Source organism: Lysobacter korlensis, from assembly GCF_042434515.1.
Window position 1 is genome coordinate 575,588 of record NZ_JBHLTG010000003.1, and the last position, 19,609, is coordinate 595,196.

At 67.6% G+C, this 19,609-nt stretch carries 21 protein-coding genes; 5 read left to right on the forward strand and 16 right to left on the reverse strand.

The window, feature by feature from the left end:
- Positions 1-70 precede the first annotated feature (70 nt).
- The 3 genes from ACFFGH_RS15670 to arsJ are packed head-to-tail and all read left to right on the forward strand — an operon-like array spanning position 71 to position 2,708.
- Positions 71-430 (forward strand): ArsR/SmtB family transcription factor, encoded by a 360-nt coding sequence (locus ACFFGH_RS15670; RefSeq protein WP_386669858.1) that lies wholly within the window; start codon positions 71-73, stop codon positions 428-430.
- A gap of 36 nt (positions 431-466) precedes the next feature.
- A complete protein-coding gene (locus tag ACFFGH_RS15675; protein WP_386669860.1) occupies positions 467-1,471 on the forward strand; it encodes an ArsJ-associated glyceraldehyde-3-phosphate dehydrogenase in 1,005 nt (334 codons plus the stop codon).
- Between the two features lie 7 nt (positions 1,472-1,478).
- Complete coding sequence (gene arsJ, locus ACFFGH_RS15680) at positions 1,479-2,708, forward strand: organoarsenical effux MFS transporter ArsJ (RefSeq protein ID WP_386669862.1); 1,230 nt, start codon at positions 1,479-1,481, stop codon at positions 2,706-2,708.
- A gap of 18 nt (positions 2,709-2,726) precedes the next feature.
- On the opposite strand, the gene ACFFGH_RS15685 is transcribed toward arsJ, so the two are convergent.
- From ACFFGH_RS15685 to asnS, 16 genes are all read right to left on the reverse strand, one after another.
- Entirely contained in the window at positions 2,727-3,305 is a 579-nt protein-coding gene (locus ACFFGH_RS15685; protein WP_386669865.1) for a DUF2939 domain-containing protein, read from the reverse strand.
- Between the two features lies 1 nt (position 3,306).
- Positions 3,307-3,990 carry a DUF2461 domain-containing protein gene (locus tag ACFFGH_RS15690; protein WP_386669867.1) on the reverse strand — a complete coding sequence of 228 codons (684 nt, stop codon included), beginning with the start codon at positions 3,988-3,990 and terminating at the stop codon, positions 3,307-3,309.
- Between the two features lie 12 nt (positions 3,991-4,002).
- The gene (gene sbcB, locus ACFFGH_RS15695; protein WP_386669870.1) at positions 4,003-5,445 is read right to left on the reverse strand and encodes an exodeoxyribonuclease I; all 1,443 of its coding nucleotides are present in this window, start codon (positions 5,443-5,445) and stop codon (positions 4,003-4,005) included.
- Positions 5,446-5,486: 41 nt separating this feature from the next.
- Entirely contained in the window at positions 5,487-6,866 is a 1,380-nt protein-coding gene (locus ACFFGH_RS15700; RefSeq protein ID WP_386669872.1) for an FAD-dependent oxidoreductase, read from the reverse strand.
- A complete protein-coding gene (gene kynU / locus ACFFGH_RS15705) occupies positions 6,856-8,130 on the reverse strand; it encodes a kynureninase (RefSeq protein ID WP_386669875.1) in 1,275 nt (424 codons plus the stop codon). The genes ACFFGH_RS15700 and kynU overlap by 11 nt, the downstream gene beginning before the upstream one ends.
- Before the next feature lie 79 nt (positions 8,131-8,209).
- Positions 8,210-9,220 (reverse strand): amidohydrolase family protein, encoded by a 1,011-nt coding sequence (locus ACFFGH_RS15710; protein WP_386669877.1) that lies wholly within the window; start codon positions 9,218-9,220, stop codon positions 8,210-8,212.
- A gap of 145 nt (positions 9,221-9,365) precedes the next feature.
- Positions 9,366-9,896: a 3-hydroxyanthranilate 3,4-dioxygenase gene (locus ACFFGH_RS15715; RefSeq protein WP_386669879.1), complete on the reverse strand. Its 531-nt coding sequence runs from the start codon at positions 9,894-9,896 to the stop codon at positions 9,366-9,368.
- A gap of 14 nt (positions 9,897-9,910) precedes the next feature.
- On the reverse strand, positions 9,911-10,867 hold the full coding sequence (locus tag ACFFGH_RS15720; protein ID WP_386669881.1) for a sodium-dependent bicarbonate transport family permease: 957 nt from the start codon (positions 10,865-10,867) through the stop codon (positions 9,911-9,913).
- Between the two features lies 1 nt (position 10,868).
- Positions 10,869-11,309, reverse strand: a complete 441-nt coding sequence (locus ACFFGH_RS15725; protein ID WP_386669883.1) for a RidA family protein — start codon at positions 11,307-11,309, stop codon at positions 10,869-10,871.
- On the reverse strand, positions 11,309-11,971 hold the full coding sequence (can, locus tag ACFFGH_RS15730; protein WP_386669885.1) for a carbonate dehydratase: 663 nt from the start codon (positions 11,969-11,971) through the stop codon (positions 11,309-11,311). The genes ACFFGH_RS15725 and can overlap by 1 nt, the downstream gene beginning before the upstream one ends.
- A gap of 6 nt (positions 11,972-11,977) precedes the next feature.
- Positions 11,978-13,402, reverse strand: a complete 1,425-nt coding sequence (locus ACFFGH_RS15735) for an aldehyde dehydrogenase (protein WP_386669888.1) — start codon at positions 13,400-13,402, stop codon at positions 11,978-11,980.
- A gap of 77 nt (positions 13,403-13,479) precedes the next feature.
- A complete protein-coding gene (locus tag ACFFGH_RS15740; protein WP_386669889.1) occupies positions 13,480-14,268 on the reverse strand; it encodes an SDR family oxidoreductase in 789 nt (262 codons plus the stop codon).
- Between the two features lie 10 nt (positions 14,269-14,278).
- Positions 14,279-14,899, reverse strand: a complete 621-nt coding sequence (locus ACFFGH_RS15745; protein ID WP_386669891.1) for an FMN-binding negative transcriptional regulator — start codon at positions 14,897-14,899, stop codon at positions 14,279-14,281.
- Position 14,900: 1 nt separating this feature from the next.
- Positions 14,901-15,212 (reverse strand): hypothetical protein, encoded by a 312-nt coding sequence (locus ACFFGH_RS15750; RefSeq protein ID WP_386669894.1) that lies wholly within the window; start codon positions 15,210-15,212, stop codon positions 14,901-14,903.
- A 7-nt stretch (positions 15,213-15,219) separates the two neighbouring features.
- Complete coding sequence (locus ACFFGH_RS15755) at positions 15,220-15,528, reverse strand: hypothetical protein (protein WP_386669896.1); 309 nt, start codon at positions 15,526-15,528, stop codon at positions 15,220-15,222.
- A 73-nt stretch (positions 15,529-15,601) separates the two neighbouring features.
- Positions 15,602-17,002, reverse strand: coding sequence for an asparagine--tRNA ligase (gene asnS, locus ACFFGH_RS15760; protein ID WP_386669897.1), 1,401 nt, complete (start codon positions 17,000-17,002; stop codon positions 15,602-15,604).
- A 321-nt stretch (positions 17,003-17,323) separates the two neighbouring features.
- On the opposite strand from asnS, the gene ACFFGH_RS15765 reads away from it, so the two are divergent.
- Positions 17,324-17,662 carry a HesB/IscA family protein gene (locus ACFFGH_RS15765; RefSeq protein ID WP_386669899.1) on the forward strand — a complete coding sequence of 113 codons (339 nt, stop codon included), beginning with the start codon at positions 17,324-17,326 and terminating at the stop codon, positions 17,660-17,662.
- 96 nt (positions 17,663-17,758) lie between these two features.
- Positions 17,759-19,555 carry a DUF885 domain-containing protein gene (locus ACFFGH_RS15770; protein ID WP_386669901.1) on the forward strand — a complete coding sequence of 599 codons (1,797 nt, stop codon included), beginning with the start codon at positions 17,759-17,761 and terminating at the stop codon, positions 19,553-19,555.
- Positions 19,556-19,609: the final 54 nt, after the last annotated feature.

A 19,609-nucleotide genomic window follows, 5' to 3' on the forward strand; every position in this document is an offset into this window, starting at 1 on the left:
GGCGAAGCAAGTTCTAGGTCCGCCAGGCAGCGGTCATATAACTGCCATACGGTTCCACGATACTGGAACTATGGATATACAGACTGCAGTGTCAGCTCTCGGGTCCCTCGCCCAGGCGTCGCGCCTGGCGGTGTTCCAGCGTCTCGTCGAACTCGGTCCGGAAGGGGCTTACCCGGGAGATCTGGCGCAGGCGCTGCAGATCCCCGCCACGACCCTGTCGTTCCACCTGAAGACCCTGTCGCACGCGGGGCTGATCGAGGCGGAGCAGCAGGGCCGCTTCATCCGTTATCGCGCGAACTTCGAGCGGATGCAGGCGTTGATCGACTTCCTGACCCGCAACTGCTGCGGCGGCGACGCGGCTCGCTGCCTTCCCGTCGCGCCGGACTGCGCGGTGGTCGCTGGCCCATCGACGGCCCGAAAGCGCTGCTGACCTCCGCGCGACCCGACTCAACCAACGGAGTCTTCCGTGACATTACGCATCGGCATCAACGGCTTCGGCCGCATGGGTCGCCTCGCCCTGCGTGCGGCCTGGGGCGACGACGGCCTCGAGTTCGTCCAGATCAACGACCCGGCCGGCGACGCGTCCACGTTCGCGCACCTGCTCGAGTTCGATTCCGTACACGGTCGCTGGACGCGTGAAATCCGCACGGAATCGGACGCGCTCGTCATCGACGGCAAACGCATCGCGGTCAGCCGCAATACGGATATCGCTGCCACCGATTGGTCAGGCTGCGACGTGGTAATCGAAGCATCAGGCCGGTTCCGCAAGCCCGACGTGCTGCAGTCTTACCTCGACCAGGGCGTGAAGCGCGTCGTCGTTACCGCGCCGGTGAAGTCGGCCGGCGCGCTCGACATCGTGATAGGCGTGAATCACGATCGTTTCGATCCGGCGTTGCACCGCATCGTTTCGGCAGCCTCGTGCACGACCAATTGCCTTGCGCCGGTCGTCAAAGTGATCCACGAAGGCCTCGGCATCCGCCATGGCAGTCTCACGACGATTCATAGCCTGACGAACACGCAGGTGATCGTCGACGCGCCGCACAAGGACCTGCGCCGGGCACGAGCCTGCGGAAGCAGCCTGATTCCCACCTCGACCGGATCGGCAACCGCGATTGCCGAGATCTTCCCGGAACTCAAGGGGCGGTTGAACGGCCACGCCGTGCGCGTGCCGCTGACGAATGCGTCGCTGACTGACTGCGTGTTCGAGGTAGAGAGGCCGACGAGCGTCGACGAGGTCAACGCGCTGCTGCAGCGTGCGGCCGAGGGCGAGCTGCGTGGCGTGCTCGGCTACGAAACGCGGCCGCTGGTGTCGATCGACTTCCAGACCGATGCGCGATCGAGCATCGTCGATGCGCCCTCGACGTTGGTCATCAACGGCACGCAGGTCAAGATCTACGCGTGGTACGACAACGAGTGGGGCTACGTGAACCGCGTTGCGGAGCTCGTGCGCCTGGTGGGCTCGGCGAGCTGAAAGGCCCATGTTCGCGCGCCTGTCCGCCGATGTCCGCCAGTACCTGCTGATCACCGGCAATTACTGGGCTTTTACCCTGACCGACGGCGCCCTGCGCATGCTCGTGGTGCTGCATTTCCACGAGCTGGGCTACTCGCCGCTGCAGGTCGCGCTGCTGTTCCTGTTCTACGAAATCTTCGGCGTGGTGACGAACCTCGCCGGTGGCTGGCTGGGCGCGCGCATCGGCCTCAACCGGACGATGAACATCGGTCTCGGCCTGCAGGTGATTGCGCTGTCGATGCTGCTGGTGCCGGCCGCGTGGCTGACGGTCGCGTGGGTCATGGCGGCGCAGGCGCTGTCGGGCATCGCGAAGGACCTCAACAAGATGAGCGCGAAGAGCGGCATAAAGCTGCTCGTTCCCGACGATCAACAGGGCACGCTCTATCGCTGGGTTGCTGCGCTGACCGGATCGAAGAATGCACTGAAGGGCGTAGGGTTCTTCCTGGGCGGTGCGCTGCTGACCACGCTGGGTTTTCGCGTATCGGTTGCAGCGATGGCCGGCGCGCTGGCGCTGGTGTGGCTGGCCAGCATCACGCTGCTGCAACGCGACCTCGGGCGTGCGAAAGCCAAGCCGGAGTTCCGCGACCTCGTGTCGAAGAGTCGCGCGATCAATCTGCTGTCGGCGGCACGCCTGTTCCTGTTCGCTGCGCGCGACGTGTGGTTCGTGGTCGCGCTGCCGGTCTTCCTGGCGCAGTCGCTGGGTTGGGACTACTGGAAGGTCGGCGCGTTTCTCGCGCTGTGGGTGATCGGCTACGGCATCGTGCAGTCGCTCGCGCCGCTGATCACCGGACGCAGCCGTGGCGCCGTGCCGGGTCCACGCGCAGCACCCGCGTGGGCAGGCGCGCTTGCGCTCGTGCCCGCCGCGATGGCGCTGCTGCTTGCACGCGGTGCGGCGGCGGATGTGGTGCTGATGGCCGGGCTGGCGGTGTTCGGAGTGCTGTTCGCGGTCAACTCGTCATTGCACAGCTATCTGATCGTCAGCCACGCCGCCGAGGACGGGGTCTCGCTCGATGTCGGCTTCTACTACATGGCCAATGCGCTGGGCCGGCTGTTGGGCACCGTGCTGTCGGGCTGGGTGTTCCAGATGGCCGGACTGGGCGGCTGCCTTGCGGTTTCTGGCGTGTTTATCGCGCTTGCCGCGCTGGTTTCTGTCGGGCTGCATTCGGCGCAGGACGGTGCGACGACGGCGCGCGCATAGCGGCACGCGCGGAGTGCATCAGCCCTGCTGACCCGGCGCCAACGTCGGATCGAGTGCCTGCAGCGGCAGCCGTACGTCCGTCACCCGCCAGCGCACGCCGTCGCGGGTAAGCACGAACACTACGGGCGCACCGTCGCGGTTGCGCACCGTGGCCGTGAAACGCGATGGCGACTCGTACCGGTACTGCGCCTCCGCAAGCAGGTCTTCCGGCGGCACGTGCGCGTAGGTGTCGGCCTGTGAGACCCCGTCGCCGCTGATCCGGTGCCAGGCGCTGCGTCCTTGGAGCACGAAACCGATGCCGGCCGGAGTCGCGAGCGCATCGACGATGCCGCCACTCGCGGCGCCGGCAATGCGCAGTGCGATCGCGCCGAATGGACTGGCCTGCACGTCGACGCCCGCCTTGCGCACCAGGTAGTCGTCGACCTGCGCGCGCAGGTTGACACGCAGCGTCGGGAAGTCGACGTGTTGCGACAGTGCGGCCGTGTCGTTCTGCTCGATCGCGCCCCTGATCGAATTGATGGCCAGGAACGGGCCGGCGGCCAGGTACGCGAACGCAGCGGCGAAGGCGAGCAGGGCGATGGCGAGCCACTTTTTCATCTCAGAACTCCAGGTCGAGCGCTGCGCAGAGGTAGTCGACGAACGGGGTAAGGACGGCGAGGTCCTGCTCGATCCGCGCCAGCAGGTGGTCCGCGGTCATGCCCGCATTGTCGACCGGCCTGATAGCGAGCAGGTTCTTGCGGCGCAGGTCGTCCGCGAACTCGAATTCGGGCGGAAACCCCCGCGGCCCGCGCACCAGCATGTCGCGGTTGTCGAGCGTGAACTGCGAACAGAACGGCTCGGCATGCGCGGCGGCGCGCCAGCCGGACGGATTGTCGACAATGAACTGCCGCACGCGGCGCATCGTCGCAGGCGTGGGATACCAGAGCCCCGCGCCGACGAACGAGGCGCCATCCTGCAGATGGATGAAGAACGACGGCGCTTCGGTATGGCGGCGCTCGTAGAACAGCTCGGCTCCCTGCCAGCTCTTGTAGGGTGACTTGTCCGCGTAGCGCCGTGTGTCGCGCTGGATGCGGTAGAGCGAGCCGCCGACGTTGCGCGGATCGCTGCGGTAATACGGGCTGACCGTTGCAAGCGCGGGCTGAAGGTCGACGAGCAGACGCTGGAACGGCGCGCGCACATGCGCTTCGTAGTCCGACCGGTGCGCGTTGAACCAGGCACGCTCGTTGTTGAGCGCGAGCGAGCGCAGGAAGCGGAAGGTCGAATCGCCGAAGTACGCGGCCATGGTCGCGGTCGGTCAGGCCAGCTCGGTTTCGAGCTCGCGGCCCCAGGCCTCGAGCCGGTCCAGTAGCACGAGCTTGCCGCCATCATGCGCATGCGCGGCGCGGAGCGCGGCGAGCTCGGTCGCGAAGCTTTCGAACGTGTATTCGGACAGGCCCGCATCCCTGCACAGGCGGTCGCGCCGGTAGGTGTCCCAGCGCTGGCGCTCCTCCGCGGTTAGCGACTCCGGCCAGTTGCGCGCGCGGTAGCGGAACAGCAGCTGGGTCAGTCGCGCGTCGCGGAAGCCGAACTCGCGCTTACCCAGCGCATCCGGCGGCGTCGTGCGCACGTCGCGTAGCAGGCGCTTGTCGCCTTCCCCGATGAAACCGTCGTACAGCGAAGCGTCCGGATCGGCGGGATTGCGCTGGCGCTCGCGTGCGAACACCTGTCGTACTTTCTCGACGAGCGCAGGCCCGGCGGCGCGCACGATCGCCGCGCGTTCGAGCACCTCGTCCGGCGTGATGCACAGGCGTTCGAAATCGCCACCGCGCAGATGCTCCCATGCGATCAGCGCCGGGCAGCGGTTGAGGTGGATCTCCTTCAGCGCGACGCGGCGCTCGCCTTCGGGCAGGTCGGCGGTCGGCGTGTAGAGACGGTCGGCGATCTGCTCGGCCGTGTAGTCGAGCAGCGGCGTCGGGTCTTCGCCCAGGTCGAACACGATCACGCGGCTGTCGATGTACGGGTGCCGCGCCAAGGGTAGAACCGGGGCCGCGCACAGGCGGCTCACCGGGAACCGTTGCGACACGTGCAGCACCGGCGTCATCTGGACCACGTCGAGCATGTGCGCGGCGAAGCGTTTGTCGCGCAGGCGAAGCGCGTAATCCCACATTTTCGGTTGCCCGGCCTTGAGCTTGCGCGCCAGGCCGATCAGCGCACGCACGTCCGAGAGCGCCTCGTGAGCATCGCCTTCGCGTACGCCGTTCGCTTCGGCGAGGTGTTCGAGCTTGAATGACGGTTTGCCGTCCTCGCGCTTCGGCCAGACGATGCCGTCGGGCCGCAGCGCATGCGCCAGGCGCATCACGTCCAGCAGGTCCCAGCGGCAGTTGCCCGCGCGCCACTCACGCTCGTAAGCGTCGAAGAAATTGCGGAACAGCCCGTGGCGGATGAACTCGTCGTCGAAGCGCAGCGAGTTGTAGCCGAGCGTGCAGGTCTCCGGCCGCGACATCTCCTCGAAGATCAGCGCGAAGGCGGCGGCCTCGGTCATGCCGTCGCGCAGTGCGTCCTGCGGTGCGATGCCGGTGATCAGCGTGGCCATCGGCGATGGCAGCAGATCGTCGGCGGGGCGCACGAAGATGCTGATCGGCTCCTCGATCTCGTTGAGGTCGGCATCGGTGCGGATCGCGGCGAACTGCGCGATCCGGCTCGTGCGCGGGTCAGCGCCGAAGGTTTCGAGGTCGTAGAAGAGAAAGCTGGCGGGCATGACAGGTGGTGTTTCGTCCGGGCGGCTTTGGTCGGGCCGGGTCAGAGGTCAGCCGCGAGCGGCTCCAGCCGTTCGCGAACGACCGCGTCGACGCGGTTCCAGTCGAGCGTGTCGAGCGAAGCGTGGCCGCGGGTCAGCTCGACCAGCAGCTCGCGCTGCGCATTGCCGCGTTCGAGCGCGACCGCGTAGGGCACGCGACGGAACGAGACCATCGTGTAGCGCGGCACGAAGCGGTCAGGGTGACGGTCGGCTAGTTGCCGTTCCAGCGCACGTTGCAGCAGGTAGTCGTCGTCGTCGACACGGTCCCGCATCTCCAGGTAGTTCTCGAGTGCCATCTGCTGGATCGCACGGGCGTTCGGCAGGCGCTCGGCCTGGAAGCGGGCGAACGCGGCCTCGCGATCGCTCTCGCGGTCGAGATGATCGGCCAACGCAACGCAGTCCTCGAACGCGCAGTTCATGCCCTGGCCGTGGAACGGCACCATCGCGTGGGCGGCATCGCCGAGCAGCACGGCGCGGTCGCGAAGGTGCCAGCGTTCGAGGTAGAGCGTGGCGAGCAGGCCGGTCGGGTTGTGCTCGAAATCGTGCTCCAGCCGCGGGATCAGCGGCAGCGCGTCGCCGAAGTCGCGTTCGAACAGCGCGCGGGCGTCCGCGCCGGTACGCACCGACGCGAAGCTCGGCTCGCCCTCGTTCGGCAGGAACAGGGTGACGGTGAAGGTGTGCTCGTCGTTCGGCAGCGCGATGCACATGTAACGGCCGCGGGGCCAGATGTGCAGGGCGTTCGGCTCGATGCGGAAGTCGCCGTCCTGCGCCGGCGGAATCTCGAGTTCCTTGTAGGAGTGACCCAGGTACTCGGTGCGCTCGCCAAGGTCGGTCTCGCGCGCCATCGCGGCGCGCAGCGACGAGCCGGCCCCGTCCGCGCCAACCAGTGAGCAGAAGTCGACGGTTTCGACCTCATCGCTTGCCGGATTGCGGAACGAAGCGCGCCTGGCGGCGAAATCGACGCTTTCGAGCGCGCGGTCGAAATGCAGCCGCGCGCCGGCACGCTCGGCGATATCGAGCAGGATCACGTTGAGCTCGCCGCGGTGCACCGACCAGATCACTTCGCTGTCGTCGCGGCCATAGCGCTGCAGGTCGGTGCGGCCATCCGCGAAGTGCACCATGCGACCCCGCATCATCACTGCCTGTGCCATCACCGCATCGTCGCCGCCCGCCAGCCGCAGCGCATGGCGACCGCGCTCGGCCAGCGCGAGGTTGATCGAGCGGCCGCCGGCGTAACCCGCGACGCGCGGGTCGCCGCGTTTTTCGTAGACGTCGACCTGCCAGCCGCGGTTGGCCAGCAGGGTCGCCAGCACGGCACCGGCCAGCCCGGCGCCGATCACGGTGATGCGTCGCTCGTTGCGGGGCTCGCCGTCAGCGGACATCACGCCACTCCGCGACAGTGCGCGCAAAGCGCAGCACGTCGGCATGGGTGTTGTAGAGCGGGGCGGGCGAAATGCGGATTACGTCGGGCTCCCGCCAGTCGCCGAGCACGCCCCGGCTTGCCAGATAGTCGAACAGTGCGCGACCGGCGTCGCGACCGCCTGCAACGCGCAGCGACAGCTGGCAGCCGCGGCGTGCGGGCTCGGCCGGTGTGAGCACCTGCAGCACGTCGCCGAGGCTGTCGCGGATCAGCGATTCCAGATAGCCCGTCAGCGAACGCGACTTTTCGCGCAGTGCAGGCATGCCCGCACGGTCGAACAGATCGAGCGACGCACGCAGCGGTGCCAGCGCGAGCACCGGGGGATTGCTGAGCTGCCAGCCTTCCGCGCCCGGGGTCGGTACGAACTGCGGGCCCATTGCGAATCGGCTGCGCGCTTCATGCCCCCACCAGCCCGCGAAGCGCGGCCGGTCGGTGTCTGCATGGCGCTCGTGCACGAAGCAGCCAGCGACTGCGCCGGGACCGGAGTTGAGGTACTTGTAATGGCACCACACGGCGAAGTCGGCACCGCTGTCGTGCAGCGCGAGGTCGATGTTGCCGGCCGCATGAGCCAGGTCGAACCCGCAGTTAGCGCCCTGCGCGCGTGCAAGCCGCGCGACCTCGCCGAGGTCGAACGCCTGCCCGGTGCGGTACTGCACGCCCGGCCAAAGGACGAGCGCCAAGCGCGAGCCGTGCGTTTCGATTGCCCGCTGGATCGCCTCCATCGAAATCGTGCCGCCGGGCTCGTCGGGCTCGACCTCGATAAGGTCGTGCGCCGGGTCGAAGCCGTGGAAGCGGATCTGCGATTCGACCGCGTGGCGGTCGGACGGAAACGCGCCGGCCTCGATCAGGATTGCCGGCCGCTCCGCGGTCGGCCGGTAGAAGCTCACCATCATCAGGTGCAGGTTGACGGTCAGCGTGTTCATCGCGACCACTTCCGATGGCGCTGCGCCGACCAGCCGCGCGAGCGGCTCGCGCACCAGCTCGTGGTAGGTCATCCACTGGGCCGGCGCGGTGAAATGCCCCTCGACGGCCTGCGTCGCCCATTTGCCGAGCACTTCCTCGATGCAGCCGCGCGCGCCGCGCGGCTGCAGGCCCAGCGAGTTGCCGACGAAGTACGCCATCTCGACATCGTGGTGCTGCGGAATTAAAAACTCGTCGCGCAGGTGGCGCAGCGGGTCGGCCGCGTCGAGGGCGAGGGCCTGGGTGTCGTGCTGGAAGTCGGTCATGGTGGACATCATCGGGGCCGGGCGGCCGCGCGTGGTGAACGCGCCGCGTGACGCGGAAAAATGGAGGAGGTCGCTTCGTTCATGCGAATCGCGACATCGGCAGGCCCAGCCATTCCAGCGCTGTGCCGTGGAAGAGGCGCGCCTGCTCGGTGGGGTCGAGGCCCAGCGATGCGATCCCGGCGCCGGGTTCCTGCTCGCCAAGCGGGAACGGGTAATCGGTGCCGAGCATCACGCGCGAAACGCCGCAGGTATCGAGCAGGTAGCGCAGGGCCCGCGCATCGGCGACCCAGGAATCGAAATACAGCCGGTCCAGGTACTCGCGCGGGTTACGCGGATTGTCGGTGGCGACCAGGTCGGGACGCATGTTGAAGCCGTGCTCGATGCGACCGATCGTGTACGGAAACGCGCCGCCGCCGTGGGCCATGCAGATCTTGAGCTTCGGCAGCCGTTCGAGCACGCCGCCGAACACCAGGCAGCACGCCGCGCGCGCCTGTTCGGCCGGCATGCCGACCAGCCACGGCAGCCAGTATTTCGGCATCGACTCGGCGCCCATCATGTCCCACGGGTGCACCAGCACCGCGGCACCGAGGTCGCTCGCGGCCTGGAAGAACTCGAACAGCTCCGGCGCGTCGAGGTTCCATGCGCCCACGTGGCTGCCGATCTGCACGCCCTGAAGGCCCAGTTGATCGATACAGCGCTCGAGTTCCTGCACGGCAAGCCGCGGCGACTGCAGCGGCACGGTGCCGATGCCGGCGTAGTGGCGCGGATAGGCGCGCACCGACTCGGCCATGTGGTCGTTGAGCGCCTGATGCAGCGCCAGCGCCTGGTGGCCCTTCGCCCAGTAGCAGAACATCACCGGCACGGTGCTGATCACCTGCACCTGCACGCCGAAGCGCGCGTAATCGGCGATGCGTTCGGCCGGGTCCCAGGTCTTGGACCAGATCTCGCGGAAGAACTTGCCGTCCTTGTAGATGCGGTGGCGGCCGTCGTCCGTGTGGTGGATCACCGGAAACCGGTTGTCGCCGTATTTGCCTGCCAGGTCGGGCCAGTCGCGGGGCAGGTAGTGGGCGTGGATGTCGATCTTCAGCATCGTCGGGTGCGGTCGCGCGTCGCATCAGTCCTGATGGCCCACCATAACCGACCGGCCGTGCGGATGGCCGCTGCGCGCGGCGCCGTTCAATGGTCGAGCCTGCGTCGAGCAGACGCATGTGTCGGCGCGCAGCGATGGGGCCCGGTCAATTGACGGGCGCTTCGTACTTTGCCGGCGCCGGATTCAGGTGACCGCAGTTGTCGCAGGTGCGCAGCTCGCGCGACGCGTAGAACCGGTCGAACACGGGCGGGAAATCCTGCTCGATACTGGCCAGTTCGAAAAATTCCTCGTAGAGCTTGTGGTTGCAGCGCTCGCAGAACCACATCAGGCCGTCACGCTCGCCGGCCATGCGGCGACGCTCGATCACCAGGCCGACCGAGCCCGCCATGCGCTGCGGCGAATGCGGCGTGCGCGCGGGCAGTAGAAACGTCTCGCCGGCCCGGATCGGGATGTCGCGCGCCACACCATCGTCCTGCACCTTCAGCACCATCTCGCCTTCGAGCTGGTAGAACCACTCCGGGCCTTCGTCCCAGTGGTAGTCCGTGCGTGAGTTCGGGCCGCCGACGATCATCACGATGAAGTCGCCGTCGTAGATGCACTTGTTGCCGACCGGCGGCTTCAGCAGGTGGCGGTGCTCGTCGATCCAGACCTGCAGGTTGATCGGGGCGGACAGCATGGCGGTCTCCTCGTTCAGCGGGCGAGCAGTTGCGCCAGCCCGGCGTATAGCGGAATGCCGATCGCGAGGTTGAACGGGAACGTGATGCCGAGCGCCGCGGTCACGCAGCGGCCGACGTCGGCTTCCGGAAGTCCCGCGCGCACGGCGGCCGGTGCAGCGATGTACGACGCACTCGACAGCATGGTGCCGAACACCGTGGCGCCACCGACCGACAGCCCCATCGCAAGTCCGATCGCAACGCCCGCCGTGCCGTGCAGCAGCGGCACGGCAACGCAGAACAGCACGAGCCGGGCCCAGCCTTGCCGCAGTGCCGCCAAACGACCGGCCGCGATCATGCCCATGTCCAGCATGAAGAGCATCAGCACGCCCTGGAACAGCGCGAAATACATCGCGTCCACGGCCTTGATGCCGCCCGGGCCGGTGATCGCGCCGATCGCCAGGCCGCCGAGCAGCAGCACGGCCGTCTTGCCGGTGAACACTTCGCGCAGCGTGTGGTGGCTCGAACCGCCGCCGGGCTGGTCCTTCTGGCCAAGCGCCAGGCCGATCAGCAGCGCAGGCACCTCCAGCGCCACCAGCAGCGCGACCAGCACGCCCTCGGCCGGCGCGCCGCTGCGCTCGACGAACTGGTTCGCCGCAATGAACGTCACCGCCGAGACCGACCCGTAATGCGCCGCCATCGCGGCTGCCTCGCGCCGGATGTCGCCGAGCACCCAGCGTGCGAGCAGGTAGGCGCTGAGCGCCGTGACAGCGCCGGCGGCGAGCGTGACCGCCAGCATCACGAGCAGGCTCAGCGGCTCCTGGCCACGCAGCGCGACGCCACCCTTCAGGCCGATCGCGAGCAGCAGGAAGATCGACAGATAGACCTGGATCTGCGGTGGGATCTCGAGATCGCTGCGGATCGCCCGCGCGAACAGCCCCAGCGCGAACGCGAGTACGACCGGGGCGGTCAGGTTGGCGACCAGCAGTTCCATCTCATTCCCCAACGAAGCGCGACGGCGCAGCCGCCACGCACTTCAGCTCGATCGCGATCGGCGTCGGCAGTGCGGTGATGCCCAGCGTCGTGCGGCACGGCGCCGTGTCGATGTCGGGGAAGTACTCGGCCCACAACGCGTTGTACGCGGCGAAGTCGCGTGCCATGTCGGTCAGGTAGACGGTCACGTCGACCAGGTCTTCCCAACGCGCACCGCTGGCTTCGAGCACCGCGCGGACATTCGCAAACACCGACCGGGTCTGCGCCTCGATGTCATAGGCGACCAGCCGGCCCGCCTCATCGTGTTCATTGCCCGGAACCGCGTTAGTCCGCGCGTCGCGGGGGCCGATGCCCGACAGGAACAGCAGATCTCCGATGCGCCGCGCATGTGGATACCGGCCGACCGGTGCCGGCGCGTCCCCGGTGCGGATGACGTTGGCCATCAGCGATCCTCCCGGTCCGCACAGATGCTCGCAAGCGCAGTGCCGTACTCGCCGGCGAGGTCGCTGGACGCGTTCAGCCCGATGCCGAGGTCGTGCACCAGCCCGTTGCGCAGGCTGTACACCCATCCGTGCACGGTCAGGTCCTGACCGCGCGCCCAGGCGTCCTGCACGATCGTGGTCTGCGCGACGTTCATCGCCTGCTCGAGCACGTTGAGCTCGCACAGGCGGTCATGCTGGAGGCCTGCGCTGCCGATCTCGTGCAGGCAGCGGCGGTGTTTGTCGGCGACGTCGCCGACGTGGCGCACCCAGTTGTCCGCGAGGCCGACACGGCGCCCTTCGAGCGCAGCAAGCACGCCGCCGCAGCCGTAATGGCCGACGACCATGATGTGCCGCACCTTCAGAACGTCCACGGCGTACTGGATCACCGACAGGCAGTTGAGGTCCGTGTGGACCACGACGTTGGCGATGTTGCGGTGGACGAACACTTCGCCTGGGGCGAGGTCGATGATCTGGTTCGCCGGCACGCGTGAATCCGAGCAGCCGATCCAGAGGTATTCGGGCGCCTGCAGCTTGGAAAGCCGGGAGAAAAAGCCGGAATCTTCGTTGACGACGCGCTCCGCCCAGTCGCGGTTGCGTTCGATCAGGTGGGCAAGTGAACTCATGCGGTCCTATTCGATGTGGAGGCCGACGTTTTTCGCGTCGGTGAAAAAACGCATCGCCTCGAAGCCGCCTTCGCGGCCGAGGCCGGAAGCTCCGCTGCCGCCGAAAGGCGTGCGCAGGTCGCGTTGCATCCAGGTGTTGATCCAGACCATGCCGACGCGCAGGCGCGCAGCCAGTCGATGCGCACGGTTGATATCGCGCGTCCACACGGACGCGGCGAGGCCATAGTCGCCGCAGTTCGCAAGGCGCAGCGCTTCGGCTTCGTCGTCGAACGGCTGCAGGGTGACGACCGGCCCGAAGATTTCCTCGCGGTTGCTCGCGCAGTCCGGGCCCAGTCCTTCGATGACGGTCGGTTCGATAAACCAGCCCGGCCGCTGCAGTGCACGTCCACCGCAGAGCACGTGGCCACCTTCCTGCTTCGCCCGGTCGATCGCGGCATTCACTTTGTCGAAGTGCGCCTGCGAGACAAGCGGGCCGATGCGCACGTCGCTGTCGATCGGGTCGCCGACGCGCAGCGCACTAGCGGCTTCGACGAAGGCATCGCGGAACTCGACGTAGATGCGCCGCTCGACGAGCAGGCGCGAACCGCACAGGCAGATCTGCCCAGTGTTCTGGAACGCCGAGCGCACGAGCGTGTCGAGGTGCTCGCGCCAGTTCGAATCGGCGAACACGAGCGTTGCGTTCTTGCCGCCGAGTTCCAGCGAGAGTTTCTTGAGTTGCGGCGCGGCCACCGACGCGATGCGCCGGCCGACCGCCGTGCTGCCTGTGAACGACACGGCCTTGATGCGCTCATCGGCGATCAGCGGCTCACCGACCTCCGGCCCGCGGCCGTGCACGATGTTCAGCACGCCTCGCGGCAGGCCGATCTCGGCCGCGACTTCACCGAGCATCGTTGCGGTCGCCGGTGTGACTTCGGAGGGCTTGGCGACCACGGCATTACCTGCTGCAAGCGCGGGCGCGATCTTCCAGGTCAGCAGGTACAGCGGCAGGTTCCAGGGCGAGATGGTGGCTACGACGCCGAGCGGGTCGCGCAGTGTGTAGTTCAGCCCGGCCTGGCCGTGGTGTGATTCGCTTGCAAACTGCGTCGCCGCATGCGCGAAGAAGCGCAGGTTGCTGATCGCGCGCGGGATCTCCACCTCGCGCGCGAGCTTCATCGGCTTGCCGGCATCACGCGACTCGGCGTGCACGAAATCCTCGAGCCGCCGCTCGATGCCGTCGGCAAGGCGCTCGAGCCAGCGCGAGCGTTCGCTGTTCGGCAGCGCGGACCAGCCGGGGAAAGCGCCCTGTGCTGCGGAAGTCGCGAGGTGCACGTCTGCCGCATCGCCGTCGGCGAGCTCCGCGTACGGGCGGCCGTTCGACGGATCGACCACTTCCAGCCAGCGGCCATTCGCCGCCGCACGGAATTCGCCGTCGATGAAGTGGCTCAGTCGCATCGCGCTAGCTTATCAGCGCCGACATCGTGGTCCGTCGAAGCACGTCCATTCCGCGGGCCGGTTGCACCGCGCACGACTCACAGTGATCGCGTGCGTCCGCCATCGACCGGCAGGTTGATGCCGGTGATGTACGCCGCGGCGGGTGAGCACAGGAACGCGACTGCCGCAGCGGTTTCCTCGGGCTGTGCGAACCGGCCCATCGGGATCTCCGCCACCATTTCGGCGTAGACCTCGTCACGGCTGCGGCCGGTCTTCGCAACGCGCGTGTCGATGATCTGGTCGATGCGCGGCGTCTGCGTCGAACCCGGCAGCACGTTGTTGACCGTGATGCCATTGCTCGCCACCTCGGTTGCGAGCGTCTTCGCCCAGCTCGCGACCGCCCAACGCGTCGTGTTCGACACGCCGAGACCGGCGATTGGCTCTTTCACCGAGGTCGAGATCACGTTGACGATGCGGCCATAACCATCGCGCTCCATGCTTGGAATCACCGCGCCTGCGAGCACGTGGTTTGCAAGCAGGTGCTGGCGATACGCAGCCTCGAACGCCGCTAGGTCGGCGCCCTGCACCGGGCCCGGGGCAGGGCCGCCGCTGTTGTTGACGAGGATGTGCACCGGCTTGCCCGCCACCAGTGCCTCGGCCTGGTTGCGCAGGCGGTCGAGGTCGCCGGTGTCCGCCGCGATCCAGCCGTGCGCCTGCGCGTCGTGTGTGCGGGGCAGCTGCGGCGCAAGTTCGGCAAGCAGCGCTTCGCGTCGTGCGAGCAGCGTGACGTCGGCCCCGAGCTGGGCGAGTGCACGCGCGGTGGCCAGCCCGATGCCTTGGCTTGCACCGCAGACGAGGGCGTGACGCCCGATGAGGCTCAGGTCCATTGCAGCTCCTTCAGACAGGGGTCCGTTCGCGCATCAGGCGGGCGACTTCGGGCCCGGTGCCCTGGGCGAGCGAGTCGAGATTGGCGGCGACCGACAGGCGGTTCGCTGCAGGGTGATTCTGGTTGAGCTTGAACGTGAGCTGGATGCGCCGCGGTACGAGCCGGAAGCCGACGATGCCGCGCAGCTGCGACCGGTGGTCGTCGCGCTCGTGCTCGAAGCGCCAGTCGCCGCCCACCGCGAATTCGTGGTGCACGCTCAGTGCATCGACGATCGAAGCCACGCTCGGCTCGTCATCGAACAGCTCCAGCTCGCCTTCGAGATGCGCGACCGCATAGTTCCATGTCGGCACGCGCGACTGCGCTTCCTTGTCCGGATACCACCCGGGAGACACATATGCATGCGGGCCGTGCACGATCGCCAAGACTGGCCCAGCTACACGCGCCTGCGGGTTGGGCCGGGCGAGGTGGCCGCGCAGCTCCACGTGCTGATCATCACGCCGGTAGAGCACCGGTAGGTGGGTCGCGTGCGGCACGCCGTCCACGATCCCGACCAGGGTGACGAAGCTGTCTCGCTCGATGAGCCGGTCGAGTGCGGCCAGGTCCGTCTCGGCGAACGCGCGCGGCACGTACACGTCAGTGCTTCCGCGGCAGCTTCTGCACCATCAGGGCGCGCAGTTGCGCTTCGTCATCGGTCTGCGGCGGGGTCAGCTCGTCGAGCGCGAATCCGCGATCGGCGGCGTCGTCCTCATCAAGCCCGCTGAGCGCCACGAACTCCGCGTCCATCAGTGCGGCCCGCGCGCTGTCCTCGCTGTCGTACGGAAGCGTCTTGCCATCACTGTCGAAAACCTCGGCCGTGCCGGCGTCGAGCACCCTCAGGCGAGCCCACACCACGGTTCTGCCAAGGGTCGCAAGCCACCATTCGTCGTGGGGTCGGTCGTCATGCATGTTCGGGTCACCAGGCGATGAAGTTGGACAGCAGCCACAGCGCGCCCGACATCAGCAGCCCTGCAATGATCGTGAGCAGGGAGACGCGGGACGGCGTTGCGAGGCCGTTGAGATTGCGGTCGCCCAGCGCGCGATAGCGGGCCGCCAACAGCCACACCAGTGCCTTCGGATTGAGAAACGCGAACGGGCCCAGTTCGGGCCCAAGCTGCGGGTGCCGGTCACGGATGTGCACCAGCGCCAGCGGCCAGAAGATCACGAATGCCGTCGCGCCCGCGATTGCGAGGGCCAGCGCCACGAGTGCGAAGAACAGAATCACGCTGTTGCTCCGTCAGGCGCTCGCGCGCCGGCAGCGCATGCCCCCGCACGCTGCGGGCCCGGCGTGGACATGCTCAGAACTCCGCCTGGCCGGGCGCACGCGGGTACGCGATCGCGTCCCGGATGTTCGACAGTCCGCAGACGTAGACGACGAGACGCTCGAAGCCGAGGCCAAAGCCCGCGTGCGGCACCGAACCGTAGCGACGGAAGTCCCGGTACCACTGGTAGTGCGCGGGATCGAGCCCGAATTGCGCCATGCGCGAGTCGAGCACGTCGAGGCGCTCTTCGCGCTGGCTGCCACCGATGATCTCGCCGATACCCGGCGCCAGCACGTCCATCGCGGCAACGGTCTTTCCGTCGTCGTTGAGGCGCATGTAGAACGCCTTGATGTGCTCGGGGTAGTTCATCACGACGACGGGGCGGCCGACGTGCTGCTCGGTCAGCCAGCGCTCGTGCTCGGTCTGCAGGTCCAGGCCCCATTCGACCGGGAAGTCGAACTTGTGGCCGGATTTCTGCAGCAGCGAGATCGCATCGGTGTAGTCGATGCGCTCGAACGGTGCGTTGACGAACGCCTCGAGCCGCGTAACGGCATCCTTCTGCACGCGCTCGGCAATGAACGCCATGTCGTCGGCGCGCTCATCGAGTACCGCGCGGAACAGGTACTTGAGGAAATCCTCGGCCACCTGTGCGTTCTCGAGCAGGTCCGCGAACGCGATCTCCGGCTCGACCATCCAGAACTCGGCGAGGTGGCGCGTGGTGTGGCTGTTCTCGGCGCGGAACGTCGGACCGAACGTGTAGACCTTGCTGAGCGCGAGGCAGTAGCCCTCGACGTTGAGCTGGCCCGACACGGTCAGGAAGGTTTCCTTGCCGAAGAAATCGCGCGAGAAATCCACCGCGCCGGATTTGTCGCGCGGCAGGTTCGCGAGGTCCAGCGTGGAGACGCGGAACATCTGGCCCGCGCCTTCGGCGTCCGAGGTCGTCACGATCGGCGTGCTGATCCAGTAATAACCGCGCTCGTGGAAGAAGCGGTGCACGGCCTGCGACAGGCAGTGGCGGATGCGGGTGACGGCACCGAACAGGTTCGTGCGCGGGCGCAGGTGAGCGACTTCGCGCAGGAACTCGAGCGAATGCGCCTTCGGCTGGATCGGGTAGGTCTCGGGATCATCGACCCAGCCGACGACCTCGACATTCGACGCCTGGATCTCGAACGACTGACCTTGGCCCTGCGACGGCACCAGCGTTCCGGTGGCGATCACCGAACAGCCGGCCGTGAGGTGCTTCACCTCGGTGTCGTAGTTGGGCAGCGTGCTCGGCGCAACGACCTGGATCGGCGCGAAGCACGACCCGTCGCTGACGTTGACGAAGCTCAACCCGGCCTTCGAGTCGCGCCGCGTGCGCACCCAACCGCGGACCGTCACTTCGCCGCCGGCAGGCATCTTGCCTGCGAGCGCGTGCTGCACGCTGACCACCGTCATCGCCCGAGATCCTTGCCTGTACGGCCAAATGGAAGACCGCGGAGTTTAATGCGTGCGCGCAGGGGCTGCGAGGCGCGCCGTGACGGGGGGGGCTGCAGCCCGTTCGAGAGTAGGGCAGCGGTGGTGCGGATCCTGGCGCGACCGGCACACCACCGTGCTGGTTGGAAGGAGGAGCGCCAGTCGGAGTGCCGCCGCGGTTGGCGGCCGGATGCTGCGTGCGCCTCAGGCGAGCGAAGCGCACCGTTGCGTTGCAGGCGCGTTGCGGTCCCGTTCCCGCGCCCACTCCTATAATCGCGCCACTGCTTCGACGCTGGAGATTGCATGGCCGTTACCCTGACACCCGCTGCCGCCGAGCGCGTCCAGCGCTACCTCACCGAGGCCCCGGATGCGATCGGCCTGCGTTTCGGCGTGACCAAAACCGGCTGCTCCGGCTGGCAGCACATCGCCGACCTGGCTCGGGACCAGCGCGACGGCGACCACGTGTTCGAGCACGAGGGCGTGCGCATCTACGTCGATCCGCAAAGCCTGCCGGTCGTCGACGGCACCCAGATCGATCTCGTCCGCCAGCGGCTGGGCGAGCAGTTCGTGTTCCGCAACCCCAACGCGAGCGCCGAGTGCGGTTGCGGCGAGAGCTTCACGACCGATCCCGACCGGGCCTGAGCCCGCGCGGTCCACGGGCCGCCAAGTTTGATCATGGCCAGCAGCGCCCGGCAGGGGGCTAGACTCCGGTGATCCCATCCGCCGGAGCCGCCCGAGATGATCCGTACCCTGCTGCTGTCCGTTGCGATTGCCACCGCGTTGTCGACGCCCGCGGTGGCCCAGCAGCCCGCCACGGCTGCATCGGCGCAGCAGAACGATGCCGCGCAGGCGCTCCACCGGCTGTTCGAGGAGGAGTGGGAGCGCTCGCTGCGCGAAAACCCCGAGAACGCGAGCTACCGGGGCGACAAGCGCTACAACGATCGCTGGACCGACGTCAGCCTGGCGGCGATCCAGGCCCGTGAGGCGACCGACCGCGAGGTGCTGCAGCGGCTGCGCGCGATCGATCGTGCCCGGCTGAGCCCGGCCGACCGGCTCAACTACGACGTCTTCGCCTGGCAGCTCGAGCGTGACGTCGAGCGCCAGAAGTATCGCGAACACGAGCGGCCGCTGAGCCAGCGCGGCGGGGTGCAGACGGCGGACGAGATCGTCGAGGTGCTGCCGTTCGCCACGGCGAAGGACTACCAGGACTGGCTGAAGCGGCTCGAAGGCGTGCCGGCCATGGTCGAGCAGACGACCTCGCTGATGCGCGAGGGGCTCAAGGCCCGCAACACGCCGCCGCGCGTGCTGATGCAGCGCGTGCCCGCGCAGATCGGTGCGCAGGTGGTCACCGACCCCGAGAAGAGCCCGTTCTACAAGCCGTTCCTGAAGATGCCCGAGTCGATTCCTGCCGCTGAGCAGGACGCGCTGCGCGGGGCCGCGCGCCGGCTGATCGCCGAGCGCGTGATCCCTTCGTACCGCACGTTCTCGACGTTCTTCAACGACGAGTACCTGCCAGGCACGCGCGAGTCGATCGCCGCGGCGGATCTGCCGGACGGCAAGGCGTATTACGACTTCCTGGCCGGGCATTTCACGACCACCCAGCTGAGCGCCGACCAGATCCATGAGATCGGCCTCAAGGAGGTCGCGCGCATCCGCGCCGAGATGGAGAAGGTCAAGGCCGAAGTGGGCTTCAAGGGCACGCTGGCCCAGTTCTTCGAGCACCTGCGCACCGACCCGAAGTACTTCCACAAGAGCCCGGAAGAACTGTTCGAGGCCTACCAGGCGATCTCCAAGCGCATCGACCCGGAGCTCGTGAAGGTCTTCAAGACGATCCCGCGCCTGCCGTACGGCGTGCGCCCGATCCCCGACAAGATCGCGCCCGACACCACGACCGCGTACTACCAGCCAGGCGCGGTGGACGGCACGCGGGCGGGCTTCTACTACGTGAATCTGTACAAGCCCGAGGTGCGGCCGACCTGGGAAATGATGGCGTTGTCGCTGCACGAGGCCGTGCCGGGCCACCATTTCCAGTTCGCCCGCGGTATGGAGCTGCCGGACGTGCCGGTGTTCCGCCGGGTCGGCTACTTCGTCTCGTATGGAGAGGGCTGGGCCCTATATGCCGAGCGACTCGGTTACGACATGGGCCTGTACGACGACCCTTACGACCGTATGGGGCAGCTCGCCTACGACATGTGGCGCGCGGTGCGACTGGTCGTCGATACGGGCATGCACAGCAAGGGGTGGAGCCGCGACAAGGCGATCAAGTTCTTCATGGATAACGCCCCGAAGACCGAGCAGGACGTCGTCAACGAGATCGATCGTTACATCGGATGGCCGGGGCAGGCGCTGGCCTACAAGATCGGCCAGCTGAAGATCTCCGAGCTTCGCGACAAGGCCAGCCGCGAGCTTGGCGACCGGTTCGACCTGCGCGAGTTCAACGATGCGGTGCTCAACACCGGCTCGGTGCCGCTCGCCGTGCTCGAGGCGCATATCGAGGCGTGGATCGCCGCGCAGAAGGCGAAGCCGCCGGCCTGAGTGGTGGCCAGCGGAGAAAAGGGAAGGGGCCCCTGCCTGAACATCCCACCCGTC

Coding starts and splice junctions, on each gene's coding strand:
- ACFFGH_RS15670 (WP_386669858.1), top strand. CDS start 71: ATGGATATACAGACTGCAGTGTCAGCTCTCGGGTCCCTCGCCCAGGCG.
- arsJ (WP_386669862.1), top strand. CDS start 1,479: ATGTTCGCGCGCCTGTCCGCCGATGTCCGCCAGTACCTGCTGATCACC.
- ACFFGH_RS15685 (WP_386669865.1), bottom strand. CDS start 3,305: ATGAAAAAGTGGCTCGCCATCGCCCTGCTCGCCTTCGCCGCTGCGTTC.
- ACFFGH_RS15690 (WP_386669867.1), bottom strand. CDS start 3,990: ATGGCCGCGTACTTCGGCGATTCGACCTTCCGCTTCCTGCGCTCGCTC.
- sbcB (WP_386669870.1), bottom strand. CDS start 5,445: ATGCCCGCCAGCTTTCTCTTCTACGACCTCGAAACCTTCGGCGCTGAC.
- ACFFGH_RS15700 (WP_386669872.1), bottom strand. CDS start 6,866: ATGTCCGCTGACGGCGAGCCCCGCAACGAGCGACGCATCACCGTGATC.
- kynU (WP_386669875.1), bottom strand. CDS start 8,130: ATGACCGACTTCCAGCACGACACCCAGGCCCTCGCCCTCGACGCGGCC.
- ACFFGH_RS15710 (WP_386669877.1), bottom strand. CDS start 9,220: ATGCTGAAGATCGACATCCACGCCCACTACCTGCCCCGCGACTGGCCC.
- ACFFGH_RS15715 (WP_386669879.1), bottom strand. CDS start 9,896: ATGCTGTCCGCCCCGATCAACCTGCAGGTCTGGATCGACGAGCACCGC.
- ACFFGH_RS15720 (WP_386669881.1), bottom strand. CDS start 10,867: ATGGAACTGCTGGTCGCCAACCTGACCGCCCCGGTCGTACTCGCGTTC.
- ACFFGH_RS15725 (WP_386669883.1), bottom strand. CDS start 11,309: ATGGCCAACGTCATCCGCACCGGGGACGCGCCGGCACCGGTCGGCCGG.
- can (WP_386669885.1), bottom strand. CDS start 11,971: ATGAGTTCACTTGCCCACCTGATCGAACGCAACCGCGACTGGGCGGAG.
- ACFFGH_RS15735 (WP_386669888.1), bottom strand. CDS start 13,402: ATGCGACTGAGCCACTTCATCGACGGCGAATTCCGTGCGGCGGCGAAT.
- ACFFGH_RS15740 (WP_386669889.1), bottom strand. CDS start 14,268: ATGGACCTGAGCCTCATCGGGCGTCACGCCCTCGTCTGCGGTGCAAGC.
- ACFFGH_RS15750 (WP_386669894.1), bottom strand. CDS start 15,212: ATGCATGACGACCGACCCCACGACGAATGGTGGCTTGCGACCCTTGGC.
- asnS (WP_386669897.1), bottom strand. CDS start 17,002: ATGACGGTGGTCAGCGTGCAGCACGCGCTCGCAGGCAAGATGCCTGCC.
- ACFFGH_RS15765 (WP_386669899.1), top strand. CDS start 17,324: ATGGCCGTTACCCTGACACCCGCTGCCGCCGAGCGCGTCCAGCGCTAC.
- ACFFGH_RS15770 (WP_386669901.1), top strand. CDS start 17,759: ATGATCCGTACCCTGCTGCTGTCCGTTGCGATTGCCACCGCGTTGTCG.